Here is a 22851-nt window from a genome sequence, read left to right on the forward strand (position 1 = left end):
GGTGCGGCGCCCGGGCGCCGCACCACCCCTCCCCGCTCTCCCGCCGCACCCCTGGAGAAGACCGCCCATGCGATGCCGCGCGACCGTCCTCCGCACCCTCCTCCTCGGCCTGTGCGGACTGCTGCTGCTCCCCGCCCGCCTGTCCGCGGCCGCGGACAACGGCACCTGGGGGGTGTTCCCGACCCCGCCGGCCGGTGCGGCGATGACCGACCGGGCGTACTTCTTCCACCAGGGGCCGGCCGGAGCCGCCGTCACCGACAGCGTGACGATCCTGAACTCCTCCGGCCGGGAGCTGACCTTCCGGGTCTTCGCCACCGACGCGATGAACACACCCTCGGGCGGTGCCTTCGCCCTGCTGCCCGCCGAGACGAAGCCCCGGGACGTGGGGGCCTGGATCGCGCTGGGGCCGGAGGCCGCGGGCACCGTCACCGTCCCGCCCAAGGGCCGCAAGGACATCCCGTTCACCGTCCGCGTCCCCCAGGACGCCTCCCCCGGCGACCACGTGGGCGGGATCGTCGCGCAGAACACGGAGATCGAGGGGATCCAGCGGGAGGGCAAGGTCCAGGTCGGCGTGAAGCGCCAGGTGGGCGCCCGGCTGTACCTGAGGGTGCCGGGGCCGCTGACCCCGGCCGTGAGCGTGGAGGACGTACGGGTCAGCCGGGGCGCCCCGCTGCTGCCCTGGACCAAGGACGCCCACGCCACCATCACCTACACCCTGGTCAACCGGGGCAACGCGGTGCTCGAGCCGAAGGTGGCGGTGTCGGCGCGGGGCCTGTTCGGGCGCCGGGTGCTGGACCTGCCCGCCCGCGCCCCCCGGCAGGCGCTGCTGCCCGGCCAGCGGATCGTACTGACCGAACCGTGGCCGGATTCGCCCCAGTTGGACCGGGTGAACGTCAAGGTGACGGTGAGCGCCCCGGCCTATCCCGACGTCGGCTCCGAGGCGGGCACGGCCTTCCTCGCCGTCCCCTGGCCCGCGCTGGGCGCGCTCCTGCTGCTGGTGGGGGCGGGTGTCGCCGTCCTCGTGGCGCTGCGGCGCCGACGGGTGGCCCGGCACGAAGCGGAACCCGTACCGGACTTGGCGCGGGCCCGCTGACCGGCGAGGGTGTCCCCGGGGGGTGACGGCATTCGGCCATCACCGCGACGGGGAGGCATGACCGATGGAAGAACAGCGCCGCGAGCCGGAGCCCGCCCTCGCGGGGGTGGGCCTGCTGACCCGTGTCGAGCGCGCCCTGAGCAGCGGGACGGCCGCCTACCTGCCCGGGGACGGCTGGATACGGCTGACCCTCCCGATCGAGGACGGCGGCCCGGCGCCGCTGACGGTGGACGTCCTCGCGGACGCGGCGCGGCCCCCGCACGGGATCGCGTACCTGCTGCCCGGCGGCGGCCTGAACTTCACGGCCGCCTTCCACACGGAGCACCGGGGCTTCGCCCCCGGCGGCGGGAGCCTGGCCGGACACCTGCTCCACCGGGGCCTGCTGGTCGTCGGGGTCACCCCGCGCGAGGACGCCGCCACGGGCGCCGACGCCCTGCCCGCCGACCTGGGGCTCGCCGCCCACCGCCGGGACCTGGCCGGGGTGGTGGCCGCGCTGGACTCCGTCCTGGGCCTGCCCTACACGTACGCCGGCCACTCCGCCGGCGGCGCCCTGGCCCTCGACGCGGCCTCCCACGACCCCTCCGAGCGGCTGCGCCGGGTGCTCGTCCTGGACACCACCGGCCCGTACACCGGGGAGGCGGCGCTGCGGGCGGCCGAGCTGCGGGAGGTGTACGAGGAGCAGCTCGCGCGGGGTGTCCACGCCGCCGACCCGGGCCTCGCGGCGCTGGTGGCCCGCGCGGTGTCCGACCCCTCGGGCCCCTCCGCCGTGCCCTGGCCCCCGGACCCGGAGCGGCGCTTCACCCACGCCGGGCTGGCGCACTTCGCGCTGGTCCGCACCGCAGACCTGCCCGGCCCGGCGAACCGGATCTACCGCGAGGGGCATGCCGCGGGCGGCTACGCCTTCGGCGCGACCCCGGCGGAGGACCGTTTCTCCCTCACCCACACCACCCTGGAGACCTGGCACGCGGCGACCTCCGCGCTGGGCAGCGGGCTGGTGCCGACGGCCCTGATGCGCGATCTCGCGGCGGTCTGGGCGGGCGACGGGAAGACGTACCGGATCGGCTGGGAGCGGATCCGCGCGGAGGTGGTCTGGATCAACACCGAGCTGGGCCGGGGCGACGAACCGCACGGCGCGGAGCTGATCCGGGCGGCGGGCAACGACCGCGTCCGCTTCGGCGTCGTCCCCGGCTACGGCCACGGGGACGCCCTCTGGTCGGCGACGGCGGCGGCGGACGTCTGGTCCCGCCTCTGACCGCGCACGGCGGGAACCCCCGGCCGGTGAGGGTGGGCCGGGGGTTCCCGCCGCTCGGGGAAAGACGGCGTCAGTGGTTGCGGGGGAAGCCGAGGTCGACGCCCGCGTGGTCCTCGGACGGGTCGGGCCAGCGGGTGGTGACGACCTTGCCGCGCGTGTAGAAGTGGACGCCGTCGTTGCCGTAGATGTGGTGGTCGCCGAAGAGCGAGTCCTTCCAGCCGCCGAAGGAGTGGTAGCCCACCGGGACCGGGATCGGCACGTTGACGCCGACCATGCCGGCCTGGATCTCCAGCTGGAAGCGGCGGGCCGCGCCGCCGTCCCGGGTGAAGATGGCGGTGCCGTTGCCGAACGGCGAGGCGTTGATGAGGGCCACGCCCTCCTCGTAGGTCTCGGCGCGCAGCACGCACAGCACGGGGCCGAAGATCTCGTCGCGGTAGGCGTCGGAGTCGGTCTTGACGTGGTCCAGGAGGGACAGGCCGATCCAGTGGCCGTTCTCGTGGCCCTCGACCGTGTAGCCGGTGCCGTCGAGGACGACCTCCGCGCCCTGGTCGGCGGCGCCCTTGACGTACGAGGCGACCTTGTCGCGGTGGGCGGCGGTGATCAGCGGGCCCATCTCGGACGCCGGGTCGTTGCCGGGGCCGATCTTGATCTTCTCGGCGCGCTCGCGGATCTTCTCCACGAGGGCGTCGCCGATGGCGCCGACGGCCACGACCGCCGAGATGGCCATGCAGCGCTCGCCGGCCGAGCCGTAGGCGGCGGAGACGGCCGCGTCGGCGGCGGCGTCGAGGTCGGCGTCCGGCAGCACCAGCATGTGGTTCTTGGCGCCGCCCAGGGCCTGGACGCGCTTGCCGTTGGCGGAGGCGGTGGTGTGGATGTGGCGGGCGATCGGCGTGGAGCCGACGAAGGAGACGGCGGCGACGTCCGGGTGGGAGAGCAGGGCGTCGACGGCGACCTTGTCACCGTGGACGACGTTCAGCACGCCCGCCGGGAGACCGGCCTCGGTGGCCAGTTCGGCCAGCTTGTTGGCGGCCGACGGGTCCTTCTCGCTCGGCTTGAGGATGAAGGTGTTGCCGCAGGCGACGGCCAGCGGGAACATCCACATCGGCACCATCGCCGGGAAGTTGAACGGGGTGATGCCCGCGACCACGCCGAGCGGCTGGCGGATGGCGGCCACGTCCACGCGGTTCGACACGGACGTGGACAGCTCGCCCTTGAGCTGCGTGGTGATCCCGCAGGCCAGCTCGACGATCTCCAGGCCGCGCGCGACCTCGCCCAGCGCGTCCGAGTGCACCTTGCCGTGCTCGGCGGTGATCAGCTCGGCGATCGCGTCGCGGTTGGCGTCCAGCAGGGCGCGGTAGGCGAACAGCACCTTGGTGCGGGCGGCCAGCGAGGACTGGCCCCAGGACAGGAAGGCCTCCTTGGCGACCTGCACGGCGGCGTCGACCTCGGCGGCGGAGGCCAGGGCGACCTGCGTGGTGACCTCGCCGGTGGCCGGGTCGGTCACCGGGCCGTAGTTGCCCGACGCGCCCTCGACGGTCTTGCCACCGATCCAGTGGTTGACGGTCTTCATGCTTGCTCCTTCACAGATGGCGACGTCGCTGCGCGGCTTGCCGGTCGTACTCTTCGCGGGCCCGGGCCGCCGACGCACGGGTCGCGGTCTCGGCCACGGGAACATCCCACCACGCCTGTGCCGGGGGTGGGCCCGACACAGTGTCGGGTGTTCGGGTCTGTGCGTAGACACATGTGGGACGGTCGGACCCGCGCGCCTCGGCCAGGGCTTTTCGCAGGTCACCGATGGTGCGGGTGCGGATCACGGCCATGCCGAGGGAGGCGGCGTTGGCCGCGAGGTCCACCGGAAGGGGGTCCCCGGTGTATCCGCCGTCCGGCCCCCGGAACCGGTACGCCGTGCCGAAGCCCTCGCCGCCGACCGCGCCGGAGAGCCCGCCGATGGAGGCGTAGCCGTGGTTGTCGAGGACGACCACCTTGAGCGGGACGCCCTCCTGGACGGCGGTGACCAGCTCCGTCGGGTTCATCAGGTACGAGCCGTCGCCGACGAGCGCCCACACCGGCCGGCCGGGCGCCGCCAGGGCCACGCCGAGGGCGCCCGGGATCTCGTATCCCATGCAGGAGTACCCGTACTCGACGTGGTACTGGTCCGGGGAGCGGGTCCGCCAGAGGCGGTGCAGGTCGCCCGGGAGCGAGCCGGCGGCGTTGACGATCACGTCGGTGTCGTCGACGAGGGCGTCCAGGGCGCCGAGCACCTGGGCCTGGGTGGGGACGGCGTCCTCGTCGGAGGCGTGGAAGGCCTGGTCGACCAGGGCCTCCCAGTAGGCCTTCGCGCGCCGGTACGTCCGTTCGTACGCAGGGTCCACGCGGTGGCCCGCCAGCTCCTCGCGCAGGGCGTCCAGGCCCTCGCGGGCGTCCGCGACCAGCGGGAGGGCGGCCTGTTTGTGGGCGTCGTACGGGTCGAGGTTGAGGCCGAGGAACCGCACGCCCGGGTCCTGGAAGAGGGTCGAGGAGGCGGTGGTGAAGTCCGTCAGCCGGGTCCCGGCCGCGATGACCAGGTCGGCGGCGCGGGCCAGGTCGTCGGCGGTGGCGGTGCCGGTGTGCCCGACGGCGCCCACCTCGGCCGGGTGGTCGTGGCGCAGGGCGCCCTTGCCGGCCTGGGTGGCGGCGACGGGGATCCCGGTGGCCCCGGCGAAGGCCCTCAGCGCCTCCTCGGCCCCGCTGTGGCGGATGCCGCCGCCGACGATCATCAGGGGCCGGCGGGCCTCCCGTACGGCGTCGGCGGCGGCCCGCAGCCCGGCGGTGTCGGGGCGGGGGCGGCGCACGCGCCACACCCGCTCCGCGAAGAACTCCTCGGGCCAGTCGTACGCCTCGGCCTGCACGTCCTGCGGCAGCGCGAGGGTGACGGCGCCGGTCTGGACGGGGTCGGTGAGCACCCGCATCGCCTGGAGGGCCGCCGGAACCAGGGCCTCGGGCCGGGTGATCCGGTCGAAGTACCGGGAGACGGGCCGCAGGGTGTCGTTGACGGAGACGTCGCCCGCGTAGGGGACCTCCAGCTGCTGGAGCACCGGGTCGGCGGGCCGGGTCGCGAAGGTGTCGCCGGGCAGCAGGAGCACGGGGATCCGGTTGACGGTGGCGAGGGCGGCCCCGGTGACGAGGTTGGTGGCGCCGGGCCCGATGGAGGTGGTCACGGCGTGCGCCGACAGCCGCCCGCGCTGGCGGGCGTACCCGACGGCGGCGTGCACCATGGCCTGTTCGTTGCGTCCCTGGAGGAAGGGCATGGCCCCGGGACCGCTCTCCAGCAGGGCCTGCCCGATCCCGGCGACGTTGCCGTGCCCGAAGATCCCCCAAGTGGCGGCGATCAGCCGCTGCCGGCGGCCGTCGCGTTCGGTGTACTGGCGGCTCAGGAACCGTACGAGCGCCTGGGCGGTGGTCAGCCGGACGCTGTGCGGGGCGGTCACGGGGTCTCCTCCACGGGACGGGGGGCGGGGGGTGCGGGCCGGTTCAGCGGGAGCCTGGGATCGACTTCCTGCCCCGCCCACGTCCGGCGAATCCACGCGTGGTCGGGATGGTCGCGGATCAGCCACTCCCGCGTCGCGTCCGGGCCGGCCATCACGTTCAGGTAGTACATGTCGTGGCCGGGCGCCGCGATGGAGGGGCCGTGCCAGCCGTCGGGGATGAGGACGACGTCACCCGTGCGGACCTCGGCGAGCACGTCGGTCTTCCCGGCGGGCGAGGGCGTCACGCGCTGGTAGCCGACGCCGGGGATGCCGTCGTGCGGGGCGATCTCGTAGAAGTAGATCTCCTCCAGGCGTGATTCCTCGCCCGGGTGGTGCTCGTCGTGCTTGTGGGGCGGGTACGAGGACCAGTTCCCGCCGGGGGTGAGCACCTCGACGGCGATGAGCCGGTCGCAGTCGAAGGCGTCGGCGGCGGCGAAGTTGTGCACCTGGCGCGAGCACGGACCCGCGCCGCGGAGCTCGACGGGTACGGCGTCGGCGGGGCCGTAGCGCGGTGCGAGGCGGCGCTCGCACCGCGCCCCGACGAGCGCGAACCGGCCGCCTCCGGCGCTGGTCACGTGGGCGTGGGCGTCCCGGGGCAGGTACGCGAAGTCGCTCGGCCCGTCGAACACCGAGCCCCGTCCGCTCAGCCGGAACGTCCCCGCGGGCTCCGCGCAGCGGACCTCGCAGGCGCCGGTCAGCGGGAGGACGATCCACTCCGCCTCCCCGCACGCGTGCGCGAACCCCTCGCCCGGCGCCAGCTCCAGGACCACCAGCCGGGTGTACTCCATCCCCGTCTCAGACAGCACCGGCACCGCCCAGCACCTCCTCCACCTCGTGCGCGAACGGCATCGCCGTCGAACAGGCCAGCCGCGAGGCCACGATCGCCCCCGCCGCGTTCGCGTACCGCAGCACCCGCTCCAGTTCCCAGCCCGCCAGCAGCCCGTGGCACAGGGCCCCGCCGAACGCGTCGCCGGCGCCGAGCCCGTTGACCACCGTCACCGGCACCGGCGCCACCTCCACCGCCGTCCCGCCGCGGTGGACGGCCAGCACCCCCTCCGGGCCCCGTTTGACCACCGCCAGCTCCACCCCGGCCGCGAGCAGCGCCCGTGCGGCCGCGTACGGCTCGCTCTCGCCGGTGGCGACCTCGCACTCCTCGGTGTTGCCGACGGCCACCGTCGCCAGCGCGAGCGCCCGCGCGTACCAGGGCCGCGGCGGGCCGTCGTCCCACAGCGTCGGCCTCCAGTCGAGGTCGAAGACGGTGGTGCCGGACTTCGAGCGGGCCTCCAGCGCGGCCAGCGTCGCGGCTCGGCTCGGCTCGGCGCTGAGTCCCGTACCGGTCATCCAGAAGACGCGGGCCGCCCGCACCGCCTCCCGGTCGATCTCGTCCGGCTCGATCTCCAGGTCGGGGGCCTTCGGGAGCCGGTAGAAGTAGAGCGGAAAGCGGTCCGGCGGGAAGACCTCGCAGAAGGTGATGGGCGTCGGGTAGCGCGCCACCTCGCCCACCCACCGGGGGTCGACCCCGAACTCCCGCAGCTCGTCGCGCAGATACGCCCCGAAGGGGTCCGCGCCGGTGCGGCTGATCACGGCCGTGCGCCGCCCGAGCCGGGCGGCGGCCACGGCGACGTTCGCCGGGGAGCCGCCGAGGAACTTGCCGAAGGTGTCCGCCTCCGCGAGCGGTACCCCGGTCTTCAGCGGGTAGAGATCCACCCCGATCCGCCCCATCGTGATGAGGTCGTACGCGGTGCCGTCCCCGGCCCCGCTCCCTGCGCCCCCCGTGGTCACGCCGGGTGCTCCTGCCTCTCCCACTCGTCCTCCCTCTCCCCTCGGAACTCGCACCCTAAGGTGGCCGTCATGACCTCCTCCCCGCCCGCGTTGACCCGTATCCGCGTCGGTTCGGCTCCGGACTCCTGGGGTGTCTGGTTCCCGCGGGATCCGCTCCAGGTCCCCTGGGACCGGTTCCTCGACGAGGTGGCCGACGCCGGGTACGAGTGGATCGAGCTCGGTCCCTACGGCTACCTGCCCACCGACGCGGCCCGGCTCGCCGACGAGACCGCGAAGCGGGGCCTGCGGGTGTCCGCCGGCACCGTCTTCACCGGACTCCATCACGGACCCGCCGTCTGGGAGGAGACCTGGGCGCACGTGTCGCGGATCGCCGCGCTCACCCGGGACACGGGGGCGGAGCACCTGGTGGTCATCCCCTCGTTCTGGCGCGACGACAAGACGGGCGGAATGCTGGAGGACCCGGTCCTCACTCCCGCTCAGTGGCGTGAACTGACCACCCAGACCGAGCGCCTGGGCCGGGAGGTCCGGGAGCGGTACGGGCTGCGGATCGTGGTCCACCCGCACGCGGACACCCACGTCGACACCCCGGAGAACGTGGCCCGGTTCCTGGACGCCACCGACCCGGAGCTGGTGTCGCTGTGCCTGGACACCGGGCACTACGCGTACTGCGGCGGGGACAGCGTCGAGGCGATCGAGACGTTCGGCGAGCGGATCGGCTACCTGCACCTCAAGCAGGTGGACCCGCGGATCCTCGCCGAAGTGGTGGCGGACGGGATCCCGTTCGGGCCGGCCGTGGGGCGCGGGGTGATGTGCGAGCCGCCGTCGGGGGTGCCCGCGCTGGAGCCCGTACTGGCGGCGGCGCAGCGGCTCGGGGTGGAGCTGTTCGCGATCGTGGAGCAGGACATGTACCCGTGCCCGCCGGACCGTCCCCTGCCCATCGCCCGGCGCACCCGCGCCTACCTGCGCTCCTGTGGCGCCCGCTGATCCGGAGGAAGACACGCATGAACACGCTCGGCATCGCCGTCATCGGCACCGGGAAGATGGGCGCCGACCACGTCCGGCGGATCGGCGACACGGTCGGCGGGGCGCGGGTGGTGGCCGTCGCCGATCCGGACGGGGACCGGGTCAAGGCGGTCGCGGCGCGGCTGGAGGGCGCGGCCGCGTTCACGGATCCGGCGGCGGCGATAGCGGCTCCGGGGGTGGACGCCGTGCTGATCGCCTCGCCGGGGCCCGCCCACGAGGAAGCGATTCTGCACGCCCTGGAGCGGGAGTTGCCGGTGCTCTGCGAGAAGCCGCTGACCCCGGACCCGGAGGGGGCCCTGCGGGTGCTGGAGGCGGAGCGGCGGGTGGGTCGGCGGCTGGTGCAGGTGGGGTTCATGCGGCGGTTCGACGCCGAGTACGAGCGGCTCAAGGAGCTGCTGGACGGGGGCGGTATCGGCCGGCCCCTCTTCCTGCACTGCCGCCACCGCAACGCCTCCTCGCCGTCCTTCTTCACCAGCGACATGCTGATCAGCGATTCGGTGGTGCACGAGGTGGACGCGGCCCGCTGGCTGCTGGGCCAGGAGGTCACGGCCGTGACGGTGTTCTCGCCGGCGCCGTCCTCGGCCGCGCCCGAGGGGCTGCGCGACCCGCGCCTGGTGCTGCTGGAGACCTCGGGCGGGGCCCTCGTGGACGTGGAGATCTTCGTCAACTGCGGGTTCGGCTACCAGGTGCGGTGCGAGGCGGTCGGGGAGTCGGGCAGCGCCTCCATCGGGGACGGGCACGCGATGGTGGTCCAGTCGGGCGGCCGGTGGGGCGGGGAGATCACCCAGGACTTCACCACCCGGTTCGCCGACGCCTACGACCGCCAGGTGCGGCGCTGGGTGGCGGCGGCCGCACGGGGGCGGGTGGACGGCCCCGATGCCTGGGACGGGTACGCGGCCGCCGCCGTCTCGGAGGCGGGGCTGGCGGCGGCGCGCAGCGGCGTGCGGACCGAGGTGCGGCTGGTGGAGCGGCCGGAGCTCTACCGCTGAGCCACCGCCGGCGTCCCGGGTGCAACGCGTGACTCCTGTGCCGCGCGCGTCACGGGAGTCGCGCCCGTGTCACGCATGTCCGCATCACGCGGGTTTTCCGTCACAGGCGGTCCACAGCCGCTCCCCGGCCCTCACCCGACGTCGTTCTCCGGGCACAAAGCGAGTGATCGTCAGTGTCCGCGCGCCGGCTCCCCCGACGGCCTCCCGGCCGGCCCCGGGGCGTGGACGAGGAGGTGTCGTGGATGAGCGACCGGCAGCTGTGGTCGTACAAGGAGATCGCCGCCCACATCCGGGTCCAGCCGGACACGGTGCGCTCCTACCGCAAGCACGGACTGCTCCCGGCCCCCGACCACGTGGAGGGCGGCAAGCCCTACTGGTACGCGGACACCATCCGCACCTGGGTGGCCCGCCGCCCCGGCAACCGCGGACGGCGTGAGGAGTGACCCCGGCGGCGACCGGCGGCGCCGGGGCGGGTCCCGTACCCGCCCCCGCCGCCCCTCACCAGGATTCCGACGCCCCCGCGCGTTCGGCCGCCGCGCTCCCCCGCGCGGCGCCGGCCCGGCCGCGCAGCCGCAGCGCGAGCAGCGGGAAGACCAGCACCGACACCATCCCGGCCCCCACCAGCGCCGCCGCCTCCCCCGGCTCGACCTGGCCGTCCTGCACCCCGAGGGTGGTGATCGCCACCACCAGCGGCAGCGCGGTCGAGCCGAACAGCACCAGCGCCGAGCGGTCCCGTCCGCCCAGGTCGCGCGGGGCCAGCAGCCGGATCGGGAGCCCGCGCACCAGCAGGAACAGCAGCAGGAAGACGGGCAGCAGGAGCAGCGGCCGGCCGCCGTCGAGCAGGGCCTTCAGATCGAACTGGACCCCGGTGACCACGTAGAACAGCGGGACGAGGAAGCCGAAGCCCATCGCCTCCACCTTCGCGAGCACCTCCTCACCGCTCTCGGGCGAGGCCCCGTCGAGCACCAGCCGGGTGAGCAGCCCGGCGGCGAAGGCGCCGAGGAGGATGTCGAGCCCGAGCGCCTGGGCCAGCCCCAGCATCGCCACGAGCATCAGCGCGACCAGCCGTACCGCGAACTGGGCGCTGCTGTGCAGGGTCTTGGCGACGACCTTCGCGAACCAGGGCGGCCTGGGCCGCAGCGCCCAGAAGACCGCCGCCGCCGTGAGCACCGCGAAGGCGGCCAGCAGGGCCGCCGAGCGGCCGGGCGCCCGGCCGCTGAGCAGCAGGGCCATGGCGATGACCGGCCCGAACTCGCCGACCGAGCCCACGGCCATGGTCACGGTCCCGAAGCGGCTCCCGAGGTCGCCCGCGTCGCGCAGCATCGGCAGGATCGCGCCGAGGGCGGTGCTGGTGAGCGCGGTGCCGACGTAGACGCCCTTGCCGAAGCCGCCGCCGTGGGCGAGGAGGGTGCCGACGGCCAGCCCGAGCGCGAGCGAGGCCAGCCAGGCCGCCACGGCACGGTTGAGGGTGTCCCCCTTGACCTGGTCGAACCGGATCTCGTAGCCGGCCAGGAAGATCAGCATCGCCAGGCCCAGCTGGCTCAGCGTGTCGATCACCTCGCCGGTGTTCGCCCAGCCGAGTACGTCCGGGCCGATGAGGACGCCGAGCAGGATCTCGAAGATCACCAGCGGGACGGGGAGAAAGCGCGCCACACCGTAGGCCAGCAGCGGTGCGAGCACGGCGGCGGCCATGATGAGAATGAGCGTCACCGAATGCCCCATGTGCGCCATTTACATACGGTCGGCCGATCTTGTCCACCGGAGGAGCGGTAGACGGCCACCGGTGGCCGGCCGGATGACGAGTCAATACCCCCTAGGGGTATAGTCTCTGATAGAGAGAGACACCCCCTGATAGGAGAACGACATGACCGCCGTGACGGAAACCGTGTACAAGGTCACCGGAATGACCTGCGGGCACTGCGAGGGCGCCGTGACCGCCGAGCTGACCGCCCTGCCGGGCGTCACCTCCGTCAAGGCCGTCGCCTCCACCGGCGAGGTCACCGTGGTGTCCGCCACCCCGCTCGCCGAGGACGACGTCCGCGCCGCCGTGGACGAGGCCGGCTACGAGCTCGCCGGCCAGGTCTGAGCCCGCCCCCTTCCTTCCGCAGTACCCCGCCGGGCCGTACCCGCCAGCCCCCGACTGGACCGTGCGGCCCGGCCCTTCCCCCGGAGCGGGACATGAGCAGCAGCACAGTGCACGAGGGGCCCATAACCGAGGTCGAGCTGACCATCGGAGGAATGACCTGCGCCTCCTGCGCGGCCCGCATCGAGAAGAAGCTGAACCGGATGGACGGGGTCAGCGCCACGGTCAACTACGCCACCGAGAAGGCCCGCGTCTCCTACGGGGACGGCGTCGGGGTGGCCGACCTGATCGCCACCGTGGTCAGGACCGGATACACGGCCGAGGAGCCCCCGCCGCCGGAGCCCGCGCCCGGGCCCGCCGACGGACCGGACCCCCGCCCCGGGGCGGAGGCCGACCCCGCGCTCGCCGCGCTCCGGCAGCGGCTGCTGGTCTCCGCCGCCCTGGCCCTGCCCGTCGTCCTGCTCTCGATGGTGCCCACCCTCCAGTTCGACAACTGGCAGTGGCTCTGCCTGACCCTCGCGTCCCCGGTCGCGGTCTGGGGCGCCCTCCCCTTCCACCGGGCCGCCTGGACCAACGCCCGGCACGGCGCCGCGACCATGGACACCCTGGTCTCGGTGGGCACGCTGGCCGCCTACGTCTGGTCCCTGTGGGCCCTGTTCTTCGGTCATGCGGGCATGACCGGCATGCGGCACGGCTTCGACCTGACCGTCACCCGCGCCGACGGCTCCTCCGCCCTCTACCTGGAGGTCGCGGCGGGGGTCGTCACCTTCATCCTGCTCGGCCGCTACCTGGAGGCCCGCTCCAAGCGGACGGCGGGCGCGGCCCTGCGGGCCCTGCTGGAGCTGGGCGCCAAGGACGTGACCGTCCTGCGGGGCGGCCGGGAGGTCCGGATCCCCGTGGGCGCCCTCGCGGCGGGCGACCGGTTCGTCGTCCGGCCCGGGGAGAAGATCGCCACCGACGGCAGGGTCGTCGAGGGCTCCTCCGCCGTGGACGCCTCGATGCTGACCGGCGAGTCCGTCCCCGTCGAGGTCACGGTCGGCGACCCGGTCACCGGCGCCACGGTCAACGCCTCCGGCCGGCTCGTCGTGGAGGCCACCCGGATCGGGGCCGACACCCAGCTGGCCCGGATGGCCAAGATGGTCGAGGAGGCGCAGAACGGCAAGGCCGAGGTGCAGCGGCTCGCCGACCGGATCTCCGGCGTCTTCGTCCCCGTCGTCCTGCTGCTCGCGCTCGGCACCTGGGTCACCTGGCTGCTGATCACCGACGACGCCACCGCCGCCTTCACCGCCGCCGTGGCCGTCCTGATCATCGCCTGCCCCTGCGCGCTGGGCCTGGCCACCCCGACCGCCCTCATGGTCGGCACCGGGCGGGGCGCCCAGCTGGGCATCCTGATCAAGGGGCCGGAGGTACTGGAGTCCACCCGCGCGGTGGACACCGTCGTCCTGGACAAGACCGGGACGGTGACCACCGGCCGGATGGCCCTGTCCGGGGTGTACCCCGCCGACGGCGTCGACGAGAAGGAACTGCTGCGGCTCGCCGGGGCCCTGGAGCACGCCTCCGAGCACCCCATCGCCCGGGCCGTCGCCGCCGGGGCCGCCGAGGCGACGGCGGCGGAGGGCGGGCTGCCGGTCCCCGAGTCCTTCCAGGCACCGCAGTCCTTCGAGAACCTCGCGGGGCTGGGTGTGCGGGGCGTGGTCGAGGGCCGCTCCGTCCTCGTGGGGCGCGAACGGCTGCTGGCCGAGCGGGGGATCACCCTGCCGGACGGCCTCGCCGGGGTCCGGGAAGCGGCCGAGGCCGCCGGGAGCACGGCGGTGCTGGTCGCCTGGGACGGCGAGGCCCGCGGCCTGCTGACCGTGGCCGACGCCGTGAAACCCACCAGCGCCGAAGCCGTGGCCCGGCTGCGGGCCCTCGGCCTGACCCCGGTCCTGCTGACCGGCGACAACCGGGCGGTGGCCGAGACGGTGGCCCGCGAGGTGGGCATCGACGAGGTGATCGCCGAGGTGCTGCCGCAGGACAAGGCCGAGGTGGTCAAGCGGCTCCAGGCCCGGGGCCGTACGGTCGCCATGGTGGGCGACGGTGTCAACGACGCGGCCGCCCTGGCCCAGGCCGACCTGGGCCTGGCCATGGGCACCGGCACCGACGCCGCCATCGAGGCCGGCGACCTGACCCTCGTACGCGGAGACCTGCGGGCGGCGGCCGACGCCATCCGGCTCTCGCGCCGGACCCTGGCCACCATCAAGGGCAACCTGTTCTGGGCCTTCGGCTACAACGTGGCGGCGCTGCCGCTGGCGGCGGCGGGCCTGCTCAACCCGATGATCGCGGGGGCCGCGATGGCCTTCTCGTCGGTCTTCGTGGTGACCAACAGCCTGCGGCTGCGCTCGTTCCGGTAGGGACCCTCCCCGTGGCCTCCACAGATCCTTCACTGGAGACGCAGATCACAGTGATGCCAACGTAACCATCCGGGGTCGTCCCGGGTCTAATGGGGCGATGCCAGAAACATCTTGGGGGATGTTTCACGGAGGTCTTGGGGGACGTCCGCGGCATTCGCCGGCCGGGACGCGTGCCCTCGGGAAGCTTTGAGCGGCCCTCCCGACCCGAACGGGTCCCGGCACACACCGACACCCCGGCGCGGGTCCCGTGGGGGGAATCCGCCGCCGGGGAAAGGAAAGCGCCCCGACCGTCGACCCGTGGGGGGATCGACGGCGGGGCGCTTTTCGCGTCTCCGGGCCCTTGGGGCTCAGGTTCAGCGGGCCTCGACCGGGACGAAGTCGCGCAGGACCTCGCCGGTGTAGATCTGGCGCGGGCGGCCGATGCGGGAGCCGGGCTCCTTGATCATCTCGTGCCACTGGGCGATCCAGCCGGGCAGGCGGCCGAGCGCGAACAGCACGGTGAACATCTCGGTCGGGAAGCCCATGGCCCGGTAGATCAGACCGGTGTAGAAGTCCACGTTCGGGTAGAGGTTGCGCGAGACGAAGTACTCGTCGGCGAGCGCGTGCTCCTCCAGCTTGAGCGCGATGTCCAGCAGCTCGTCGCTCTTGCCGAGCGCCGAGAGGACGTCGTGCGCCGCCGCCTTGATGATCTTCGCCCGGGGGTCGAAGCTCTTGTAGACGCGGTGCCCGAAGCCCATCAGGCGGACGCCGTCCTCCTTGTTCTTCACCTTGCGGATGAAGGCGTCGACGTCGCCGCCGTCCTTCTTGATGCCCTCGAGCATCTCCAGGACGGACTGGTTGGCGCCACCGTGCAGCGGGCCCCACAGGGCCGAGATGCCGGCGGAGATCGAGGCGAACATGTTCGCCTGCGAGGAGCCGACGAGGCGCACGGTGGAGGTCGAGCAGTTCTGCTCGTGGTCCGCGTGCAGGATCAGCAGCTTGTCGAGCGCGGAGACCACGACCGGGTCGAGCTCGTACTCCTGGGCCGGCACGGAGAAGGTCATGCGCAGGAAGTTCTCGACGTAACCGAGGTCGTTACGCGGGTAGACCACCGGGTGGCCGACCGACTTCTTGTACGCGTAGGCCGCGATCGTCGGGAGCTTGGCCAGCAGGCGGATCGTCGAGAGGTTGCGCTGCTTCTCGTCGAACGGGTTGTGGCTGTCCTGGTAGAAGGTGGACAGCGCGCTGACGACCGACGACAGCATGGCCATCGGGTGGGCGTCGCGCGGGAAGCCGTCGTAGAACCGCTTGACGTCCTCGTGCAGCAGGGTGTGCTGGGTGATCTCGTTGCGGAACGACGCGAGCTGGTCGACGGTCGGCAGCTCACCGTTGATCAGGAGGTAGGCGACCTCGATGAAGGTCGAGCGCTCCGCCAGCTGCTCGATCGGGTAGCCGCGGTAGCGCAGGATGCCCTGCTCACCGTCGAGGTAGGTAATCGCGGACTTGTAGGCGGCGGTGTTGCCGTAGCCGCTGTCCAGAGTGACGAGCCCGGTCTGGGCCCTCAGCTTCGCGATGTCGAAGCCCTGGTCACCGACGGTGCTCTCGATCACCGGGTAGGTGTATTCGCCGTCCGCGTACCGGAGTACTACAGAGTTGTCGCTCACGTCATCCCTCACCGACGTAGTGCCTCTTCTTCGAGGTGCCCTGACTGCCTCTACCTTCCCCCATTTGGCGCAGGAGAGTGCACTCGGGGTCGGCCTTTGGTCTTTTTGACGGCACTGAGTGCCGTCAACCTGCACATCCTGCCCTGCCCGCGGGGCTTGTGGGAACCCAAATGATCGATCATCTAGGTGATGTTTCCCACCGGTATACGTCCGGCGAGCCTGGCGGCGACCGCCGTGAACCTCCTGCCTGCGGAAACCGTCCGCACGGCCTGGCCGAGGGCCTTGCGCGACCCGACGAGCACGACCAGTTTCTTCGCCCTGGTCACAGCGGTGTAGAGCAGGTTCCGCTGGAGCATCATCCAAGCGCCGGTCGTGACCGGGATCACGACCGCCGGATATTCACTCCCCTGGGAGCGATGGATGGTGACGGCGTAGGCGTGGGCCAGCTCGTCCAGCTCCGCGAACTCGTACCCCACCTCCTCGTCCTCCTCCGTACGGACCGTCAAGCGCTGCTCGTCCACGTCGATAGCGGTCACCACGCCGACGGTGCCGTTGAAGACGCCATTGGCGCCTTTCTCATAGTTGTTCCTGATCTGGGTGACTTTGTCACCTACTCTGAAGACCCTGCCGCCGAACCGCTTCTCGGGCAGGTCCGGCCTGGCAGGGGTGATGGCCTGCTGGAGGAGCCCGTTGAGGTGGCCCGCGCCGGCCGGTCCCCGGTGCATGGGCGCCAGCACCTGGACGTCGCGGCGCGGGTCGAGCCCGAATCTGGCGGGGATCCGGCGGGCCGCGACATCCACCGCGAGGACGCCGGCCGCCTCGGTGTCCTCCTCCGGGAAGAGGAAGAAGTCCGGCAGGCCGTCGGTGATCGGCGGCGCCCCGGTGTTGATGCGGTGGGCGTTGGTGACCACGCCCGACTGCTGGGCCTGCCGGAAGATCCGGGTGAGCCGGACGGCGGGCACCGGCCCGCCCTCGGCGAGCAGGTCGCGCAGCACCTCGCCCGCGCCGACCGAGGGCAGCTGGTCCACATCGCCGACCAGCAGCAGGTGCGCTCCCGGGGCCACGGCCTTGACCAGCTTGTTGGCGAGCAGCAGGTCCAGCATGGAGGCCTCGTCGACCACGACCAGGTCGGCGTCCAGCGGCCGGTCCCGGTCGTAGGCGGCGTCCCCGCCCGGTTTGAGCTCCAGCAGCCGGTGCACGGTGGAGGCCTCGGCGCCGGTGAGCTCGGACAGCCGCTTCGCCGCCCGGCCGGTGGGGGCGGCCAGCACCACCTTGGCCTTCTTGGCCCGGGCCAGCTCCACGATGGAGCGGACGGTGAAGGACTTCCCGCAGCCCGGCCCGCCGGTGAGGACGGCGACCCGGCGGGTCAGCGCCAGCCGGACCGCGTCCCGCTGCTCGGGGGCGAGCGCGGCCCCGGTGCGCGCCGCCAGCCAGCCGAGGGCCTTCTCCCAGTCCACGTCCCGGAAGCCGGGCATCCGGTCCTCCTCGGCGTTCAGCAGCCGGCGGACCTGGCCCACCAGCGACAGTTCGGCCCGGTGGAAGGGGACGAGGTAGACGGCGGTGAGGGGGTCGGGGCCGCCCTGGGGGTCGGGCACGGACTCCCGTACGACTCCCTCCGGATCGGCGGCGAGCTCGGCCAGGCAGTCGATGACCAGCCCGGTGTCCACCTGGAGCAGCTTGACCCCGTCGGCGATGAGCCGCTCCTGCGGGAGGAAGCAGTGCCCCTGGTCGGCGGACTGGGACAGGGCGTACTGGAGCCCGGCCTTGACCCGCTCGGGGCTGTCGTGCGGGATGCCGACGGCCTGGGCGATGCGGTCGGCGGTGAGGAAGCCGATGCCCCAGACGTCGGCGGCGAGCCGGTAGGGCTGGTTGCGCACCACCGAGATGGAGGCGTCCCCGTACTTCTTGTAGATGCGGACGGCGATGGAGGTGGAGACCCCGACGCCCTGGAGGAAGACCATGACCTCCTTGATGGCCTTCTGCTCCTCCCAGGCGGCGCCGATCAGCTTCGTCCGCTTGGGCCCCAGGCCCGGTACCTCGATCAGCCGCTTCGGCTCGTCCTCGATGACGTCGAGGGTGTCGAGGCCGAAGTGCTCCACGATCCGGTCGGCGATCCTCGGGCCGATGCCCTTGATCAGGCCGGAGCCCAGGTAGCGCCGGATGCCCTGGATGGTGGCGGGCAGGACCGTCGAGTAGTTCTCGACGCTGAACTGTCTGCCGTACTGCGGGTGGGAGCCCCAGCGGCCCTCCATCCGCAGGGACTCGCCGGGCTGCGCGCCGAGCAGCGAGCCGACGACGGTCAGCAGATCGCCGGACCCCCGGCCCGTGTCGACCCGGGCGACCGTGTAGCCGCTCTCCTCGTTGGCGTAGGTGATGCGCTCCAGCACCCCCTCGACCACCGCAAGTTGCACCGCCCCGTTGTTCGCCATGGCACGACGCTACCGTCCCCCGCCGACAGCCCGCCGGGCCTGTGGACAACCGCCCGCGGGGCGGGCTGTGGAGAAACGAAAGGGGGTCCGGCCTCACGGCCGGACCCCCTCACGGTTACCCCTCCCTCGCCGGACTTCCCGATCCCCCCGGATCCCCTCCCGGAAGTCCCGACGCACCATACGACCCGCGACCGGTCCGGAGGGTTGCATGCGGAATCACAGCTTTACCTTTCCATTACCGACGGTGGCCCGGAGGTCGCTCTGAGATGCCGATAAATCCGGGCACACGTAGCGTTCCAGGCATGAGCGAATCTTCCTTCCAGGACGACGTGATGCAGGAGCTCGGCGACGACAAGCTCCAGGAGATCGCCGGTCTGATCGGCACCGACGCCGACGGGGCCCGCGAGACCGTCGCGCACACGGTCGGCGCGATGACCGGCGGCCTCCAGGAGAAGGCCGAGGGCGGCGACGACGAGGTCCGCCAGGCCTTCGCCGAGGTGGCGCAGCCGCCCCTCCAGGGCGTGGCCACCCTCGGCGGCGGCCTCGGCGGGCTGCTCGGCGGCGGGATGATGGCCGGGGTGCTCGCCAAGGTGAGCACCCCGGTGGCCAACGCGGTGTCGAAGAAGACGGGCATCCCCGCCCCGACCGTCTCCCGGGTCATCGAGATGCTGATCCCGGTCGTGCTGGCCGTCCTCGCCAAGCGCGCCGCCGCGAACAAGGGCGCACCCGCTGCCGGGGCACCCACGGAGGGCGCCGGAGGCCTCGGCGACCTGCTGGGCTCGATCCTCGGCGGCGGCAAGAAGTAACGGCAGCCCGGCCCACGACAGGCCCTAGGGACGGGCCGCCCCCACCGCACCGGGACCGGCGGCCGCCCCCGCGGCGGCCGCCGCGCCCCGCCGGCCGCCCGCCGGGGCCAGCGAGGTCAGGCCCACCCCGCCCACCAGCAGCACCGCCGCCAGCCAGCGCGGCCCCGAGACCGGCTCCCCGAGCGCCAGCGCGGCCGAGGACATCCCGAACACCGGCACCAGCAGCGAGAACGGCGCCACGGCGGAGGCCGGGTAGCGGCGCAGCAGGTAGCCCCAGGCGCCGAAGCCGAACACCGTCGACACCCAGGCGACGTAGCCGATGACGGCCACCCCGGACCAGTCCAGGGCGCGCAGCGCGGCCAGGTCCCGTGCGGGGCCCTCCACCAGCAGCGACAGGGCGGACAGCGGGACCACCGGCACCGTGCACACCCACACCATGAAGTTCAGCGCGTCGGGCGGGGCGGCCTTGCGGGTGAGCACGTTGGACACGCCCCAGCAGGCGGCGGCCGCCACGACCAGGGTGAACCCGGTCGCCGGACCGGACAGGCCCGTCTCCACGGCCGCGACGGCGATCCCGGCGAGCGCCACGGCCATGCCCAGCAGCCGCACCGGCCCGGGCCGCTCCCGCAGCACGGCGGCGGCCAGCACGGCGGTGAACACCGCCTGGATCTGGAGCACCAGCGAGGACAGCCCGGCCGGCATCCCGGCGGCCATCCCCGTGAACAGCAGCCCGAACTTGGCGATGCCCAGGGCCACCCCCACCCCGACGATCCACTTCCAGGCGACCTTGGGCCGCCCCACGAAGAACACGGCGGGCAGTGCGGCGACGAGGAAGCGCAGCGCCGACAGCAGCAGCGGCGGGAAGTGGCCGAGCCCGATCTGGATGACGACGAAGTTGAACCCCCAGACGGCGGCGACGAGTACGGCGAGAGCGGTGTGTACGGGACGCATGCTCCGAGCATCGGCCGCCCGACCATGTAGCACCAGCGCGTATGTCTTCCGGGATGGATGAAGCAGCCCTTACGATTCCCGCCCCGCACCCCTACGATGGCCGGATGCTCGACCTGCCCCGGCTGCGCGCCCTGCACGCCGTCTCCGTCCACGGCTCGGTGGCCGCCGCGGCCGCCGCCCTCGGCTACACCCCCTCCGCCGTCTCGCAGCAGATCGGCAAGCTGGAGCGGGAGACCCGCACCACCCTGCTGGAGCGGCGCGGGCGCGGCGTCGCCCTCACCGAGGAGGCCCGCCACCTGGCCGAGACCGCCCGGGAGTTGCTGGCCATCGTGGAGCGGGCCGAGACCACCCTGGAGGAGCGGCGCGGGCTGCCCGGCGGACGGCTGACGGTGGCCGCCTTCGCCTCGGCGGCGCGCGGGCTGCTGCCGGGGGTCCTGGCCGACCTGGCCGCCCGCCATCCGGCGCTCGACGTACGCCTCACGGAGGTGGACCCCCACCTCTCGGTGGACCTGGTGGCCCGGGGCGTCACCGACCTCGCGGTGGCCCACGACTGGGACATCGCCCCGCTGCCCGCCCCCGAGGGCGTGGAGCAGGCGCTGATCGGGGACGACCGCTGCGACCTGGTGGTCCCGGCCGGACACCCCTTCACCGCCCGGCGCCTCGTCCGCCGGGCGGACCTCGGCGGCCAGCGCTGGGTGTGCCAGCCGCCGGGGCGGGTCTGCCACGACTGGCTGATGCGGACCCTGCGCACGGCCGGGTTCGAGCCGGACGTCGCGCACATGGCCGAGGAGAACCACACCATCATCGCCCTGGTCGCGGCCGGGCTCGGGATCGCGGTGGTGCCCCGGCTGGGCACCGGCCCGCTGCCGCCCGGCGCGGTGGCCGTCCCCCTGGATCCGGTCCCCGTACGCCGGTTGTACGCCCTGTGGCGGACGGGCGCGTCCCGCCGCCCGGCGATCACCGAGACCGTCCGCACCCTCCGGGAGCACTGGCCGGCCGTGGCGGGCCTGCTTCCGGGGGACGGGCCGAGTGTCCCGGGGACGCGGGGCGCGGAGCGGGAGTAGGGTCCCGGGGGTGCCGTACCACGCCTCCCGCCGGGCCCTGCTCGCCGCCGCGGCCATGGCCGCCGCCACGGCCGCCGGCGCCGCCGCCTCCGCCACGGGCTCCCACCGCACTCCCGACGACCCCCGCTCCCCCGGGGGCCCGCCGGCCCGCCGCCCGGACCGGGCCGGGCTGCGCGCTCTGGTGGCGTCGATGGAACTGCCCGAGCTGGTGGGGCAGCTGTTCGTGTCGCGGGCGTACGGGCATTCGGCGACCGACCCCGACCCGGCCGACGCGGAGCTGAACCTGGCCCAGTTCGGCGTGCGCACCGCCGCCGAACTGGTGGCCCGCTACCACCTGGGCGGGATCGTCTACTTCGCCTGGGCGCACAACACCCGCTCCCCGCGCCAGATCGCCGCCCTCTCCAACGGTCTCCAGCGGGCCGCTGCCGCCGCCGGCTCCGGGATCCCGCTGCTGCTCTCCGTCGACCAGGAGCACGGGGCCGTCGCCCGGATCGGCCGCCCCGCGACCCTGCTGCCCGGGGCGATGGCGCTCGGCGCGGGCGGCTCCGCCGCCGACGCCCGCCGGGCGGCCCGGGTGGCGGGGGCCGAACTGGCCGCCCTCGGCATCCGGCAGGACTACGCGCCGGTGGCCGACGTCAACGTGAACCCGGCCAACCCGGTGATCGGCGTGCGCTCCTTCGGCTCCGACCCGGACGCGGTGGCGGAGCTGGCGGCCGCCCAGGTGCACGGCTACCAGGGGGCGGGGGTGGCGGCGACGGCGAAGCACTTCCCGGGGCACGGGGACACCGAGACCGACAGCCACGTCGGGCTCCCGGTGATGCGGCACAGCCGCGCGCAGTGGGAGGAGCTGGACGAGCCGCCGTTCCGGGCGGCGGTCGAGGCGGGCGCGGACGTGGTGATGACGGCGCACATCGTCTTCCCCGCGCTCGATCCCTCGGGGGACCCGGCGACCCTCTCGCGGCCGATCGTGACGGGCATCCTGCGCGAACGCCTCGGCTTCCGGGGGGTGGTGGTGACCGACGCCCTCGACATGGCCGGGGTCCGCCAGAAGTACGGGGACGAGCGGGTGCCGGTACTGGCCCTCAAGGCGGGCTGCGACCAGTTGCTGAACGCGCCCGACCTGGGGCTGGCGTACCGCGCCGTGCTGGCGGCCGTCGGTTCGGGCGAGCTCACCCGGGAGCGGATCGAGGAGTCGGTGCTGCGGATCCTGGAGGTCAAGGCCCGCCGGGGCCTGTTCGAGGACCCGTACGCCGACGAGGAGCGGGTGGACGCGCTGGTGGGCACCGCGGAGCACCTGGCGGCGGCCGACGCGGTCGCGGCCGGGACGACCACCCTGCTGGCCAACCCGGCCGGGCTGCTGCCCCTGGACGCGTCGGCGGGGCCCCGGCTGCTGGTGACGGGGGCGGATCCGGCCTCCCCCACGGGTACGACGGGACCCCCGACGGCGGTCCTGGCGCGGGAGCTGACGGCCCTGGGCTGCCGGGCGCGGGCCCTGCCCCCGGAGCGGGCGGTGGCGGCCGCGCCGGGCAACGCGGCGGTGCTGGTGTGCACGTACAACGTCCCGGAGGGGGAGAGCCCGCAGCGCACGCTGGTGGCGGACCTGGTCGCGACGGGCGTCCCGGTGGTGCTGGTGGCGATCCGCAATCCGTACGACCCGGCCCGGCTGCCCCGGTGCGCGGCCGAGCTGGCCACGTACACCTGGACGGACGTGGAACTGCGGGCTGCGGCCCGGGTGCTGACGGGGGCGGAGCGGCCGTCCGGCCGTCTTCCGGTCCCGGTCCCGGGCCGCTACCCGCTGGGCCACGGGCTGGAGTACTGACGCACTCCGGCCCGTGGCCCG

18 protein-coding genes are annotated in these 22851 nt (G+C 73.8%); 10 read left to right on the forward strand and 8 right to left on the reverse strand.

The features are described 5' to 3' along the window. Window positions 1-67 precede the first annotated feature (67 nt). Together ABT403_RS21200 and ABT403_RS21205 are read left to right on the forward strand one after the other, a co-directional pair. On the forward strand, window positions 68-1093 hold the full coding sequence (locus ABT403_RS21200) for a WxL protein peptidoglycan domain-containing protein (protein WP_344156397.1): 1026 nt from the start codon (window positions 68-70) through the stop codon (window positions 1091-1093). A gap of 64 nt (window positions 1094-1157) precedes the next feature. Next, the gene (locus ABT403_RS21205; RefSeq protein WP_344156400.1) at window positions 1158-2345 is read left to right on the forward strand and encodes a hypothetical protein; all 1188 of its coding nucleotides are present in this window, start codon (window positions 1158-1160) and stop codon (window positions 2343-2345) included. A gap of 70 nt (window positions 2346-2415) precedes the next feature. Here ABT403_RS21205 and ABT403_RS21210 read toward each other — a convergent pair whose 3' ends face one another. Genes ABT403_RS21210 through iolC form a run of 4 tightly spaced genes read right to left on the reverse strand, consistent with a single transcriptional unit; the run spans window position 2416 to window position 7633 of the window. Continuing rightward, a complete protein-coding gene (locus tag ABT403_RS21210) occupies window positions 2416-3915 on the reverse strand; it encodes a CoA-acylating methylmalonate-semialdehyde dehydrogenase (RefSeq protein ID WP_344156403.1) in 1500 nt (499 codons plus the stop codon). A gap of 10 nt (window positions 3916-3925) precedes the next feature. Continuing rightward, a complete protein-coding gene (iolD, locus tag ABT403_RS21215) occupies window positions 3926-5812 on the reverse strand; it encodes a 3D-(3,5/4)-trihydroxycyclohexane-1,2-dione acylhydrolase (decyclizing) (RefSeq protein ID WP_344156406.1) in 1887 nt (628 codons plus the stop codon). Beyond that, window positions 5809-6639 (reverse strand): 5-deoxy-glucuronate isomerase, encoded by an 831-nt coding sequence (gene iolB / locus ABT403_RS21220; protein WP_344156833.1) that lies wholly within the window; start codon window positions 6637-6639, stop codon window positions 5809-5811. The genes iolD and iolB overlap by 4 nt, the downstream gene beginning before the upstream one ends. A 7-nt stretch (window positions 6640-6646) precedes the next feature. Next, window positions 6647-7633 carry a 5-dehydro-2-deoxygluconokinase gene (gene iolC / locus ABT403_RS21225; RefSeq protein ID WP_344156409.1) on the reverse strand — a complete coding sequence of 329 codons (987 nt, stop codon included), beginning with the start codon at window positions 7631-7633 and terminating at the stop codon, window positions 6647-6649. 69 nt (window positions 7634-7702) lie between these two features. Here iolC and ABT403_RS21230 point away from each other — a divergent pair, with 69 nt between their 5' ends. From ABT403_RS21230 to ABT403_RS21240, 3 genes are all read left to right on the forward strand, one after another. After that, a complete protein-coding gene (locus ABT403_RS21230) occupies window positions 7703-8617 on the forward strand; it encodes a sugar phosphate isomerase/epimerase family protein (RefSeq protein WP_344156412.1) in 915 nt (304 codons plus the stop codon). A 17-nt stretch (window positions 8618-8634) separates the two neighbouring features. Continuing rightward, window positions 8635-9645, forward strand: coding sequence for a Gfo/Idh/MocA family protein (locus ABT403_RS21235; RefSeq protein ID WP_344156414.1), 1011 nt, complete (start codon window positions 8635-8637; stop codon window positions 9643-9645). Window positions 9646-9887: 242 nt separating this feature from the next. After that, entirely contained in the window at window positions 9888-10088 is a 201-nt protein-coding gene (locus tag ABT403_RS21240; RefSeq protein WP_344156417.1) for a helix-turn-helix transcriptional regulator, read from the forward strand. 55 nt (window positions 10089-10143) lie between these two features. On the opposite strand, the gene ABT403_RS21245 is transcribed toward ABT403_RS21240, so the two are convergent. Then, window positions 10144-11367 (reverse strand): cation:proton antiporter, encoded by a 1224-nt coding sequence (locus ABT403_RS21245; RefSeq protein ID WP_344156836.1) that lies wholly within the window; start codon window positions 11365-11367, stop codon window positions 10144-10146. A gap of 142 nt (window positions 11368-11509) precedes the next feature. Here ABT403_RS21245 and ABT403_RS21250 point away from each other — a divergent pair, with 142 nt between their 5' ends. Beyond that, entirely contained in the window at window positions 11510-11731 is a 222-nt protein-coding gene (locus ABT403_RS21250; RefSeq protein WP_344156420.1) for a heavy-metal-associated domain-containing protein, read from the forward strand. 92 nt (window positions 11732-11823) lie between these two features. Next, complete coding sequence (locus ABT403_RS21255) at window positions 11824-14118, forward strand: heavy metal translocating P-type ATPase (RefSeq protein WP_344156423.1); 2295 nt, start codon at window positions 11824-11826, stop codon at window positions 14116-14118. A 353-nt stretch (window positions 14119-14471) separates the two neighbouring features. Here the strand turns inward: ABT403_RS21255 and ABT403_RS21260 are convergent, their stop codons facing one another. Both ABT403_RS21260 and recD2 read right to left on the reverse strand, forming a co-directional pair. Next, a complete protein-coding gene (locus tag ABT403_RS21260) occupies window positions 14472-15761 on the reverse strand; it encodes a citrate synthase (RefSeq protein WP_344156426.1) in 1290 nt (429 codons plus the stop codon). Window positions 15762-15943: 182 nt separating this feature from the next. Continuing rightward, entirely contained in the window at window positions 15944-18190 is a 2247-nt protein-coding gene (gene recD2 / locus ABT403_RS21265) for an SF1B family DNA helicase RecD2 (protein ID WP_344156429.1), read from the reverse strand. Between the two features lie 302 nt (window positions 18191-18492). Here recD2 and ABT403_RS21270 point away from each other — a divergent pair, with 302 nt between their 5' ends. Continuing rightward, complete coding sequence (locus ABT403_RS21270; RefSeq protein ID WP_344156432.1) at window positions 18493-18996, forward strand: DUF937 domain-containing protein; 504 nt, start codon at window positions 18493-18495, stop codon at window positions 18994-18996. 24 nt (window positions 18997-19020) lie between these two features. Here ABT403_RS21270 and ABT403_RS21275 read toward each other — a convergent pair whose 3' ends face one another. Next, a complete protein-coding gene (locus tag ABT403_RS21275; RefSeq protein WP_344156435.1) occupies window positions 19021-19947 on the reverse strand; it encodes an EamA family transporter in 927 nt (308 codons plus the stop codon). Window positions 19948-20051: 104 nt separating this feature from the next. Between ABT403_RS21275 and ABT403_RS21280 the strand changes: the two genes are divergently transcribed. After that, window positions 20052-21011, forward strand: a complete 960-nt coding sequence (locus tag ABT403_RS21280; RefSeq protein ID WP_344156438.1) for a LysR family transcriptional regulator — start codon at window positions 20052-20054, stop codon at window positions 21009-21011. 55 nt (window positions 21012-21066) lie between these two features. Then, window positions 21067-22830, forward strand: a complete 1764-nt coding sequence (locus ABT403_RS21285; RefSeq protein ID WP_344156839.1) for a glycoside hydrolase family 3 protein — start codon at window positions 21067-21069, stop codon at window positions 22828-22830. The last annotated feature ends 21 nt before the right edge of the window (window positions 22831-22851 follow it).

Origin of the sequence: Streptomyces sp. NPDC000075, from assembly GCF_040301925.1 — a bacterium.
GTDB lineage: Bacteria > Actinomycetota > Actinomycetes > Streptomycetales > Streptomycetaceae > Streptomyces > Streptomyces polychromogenes.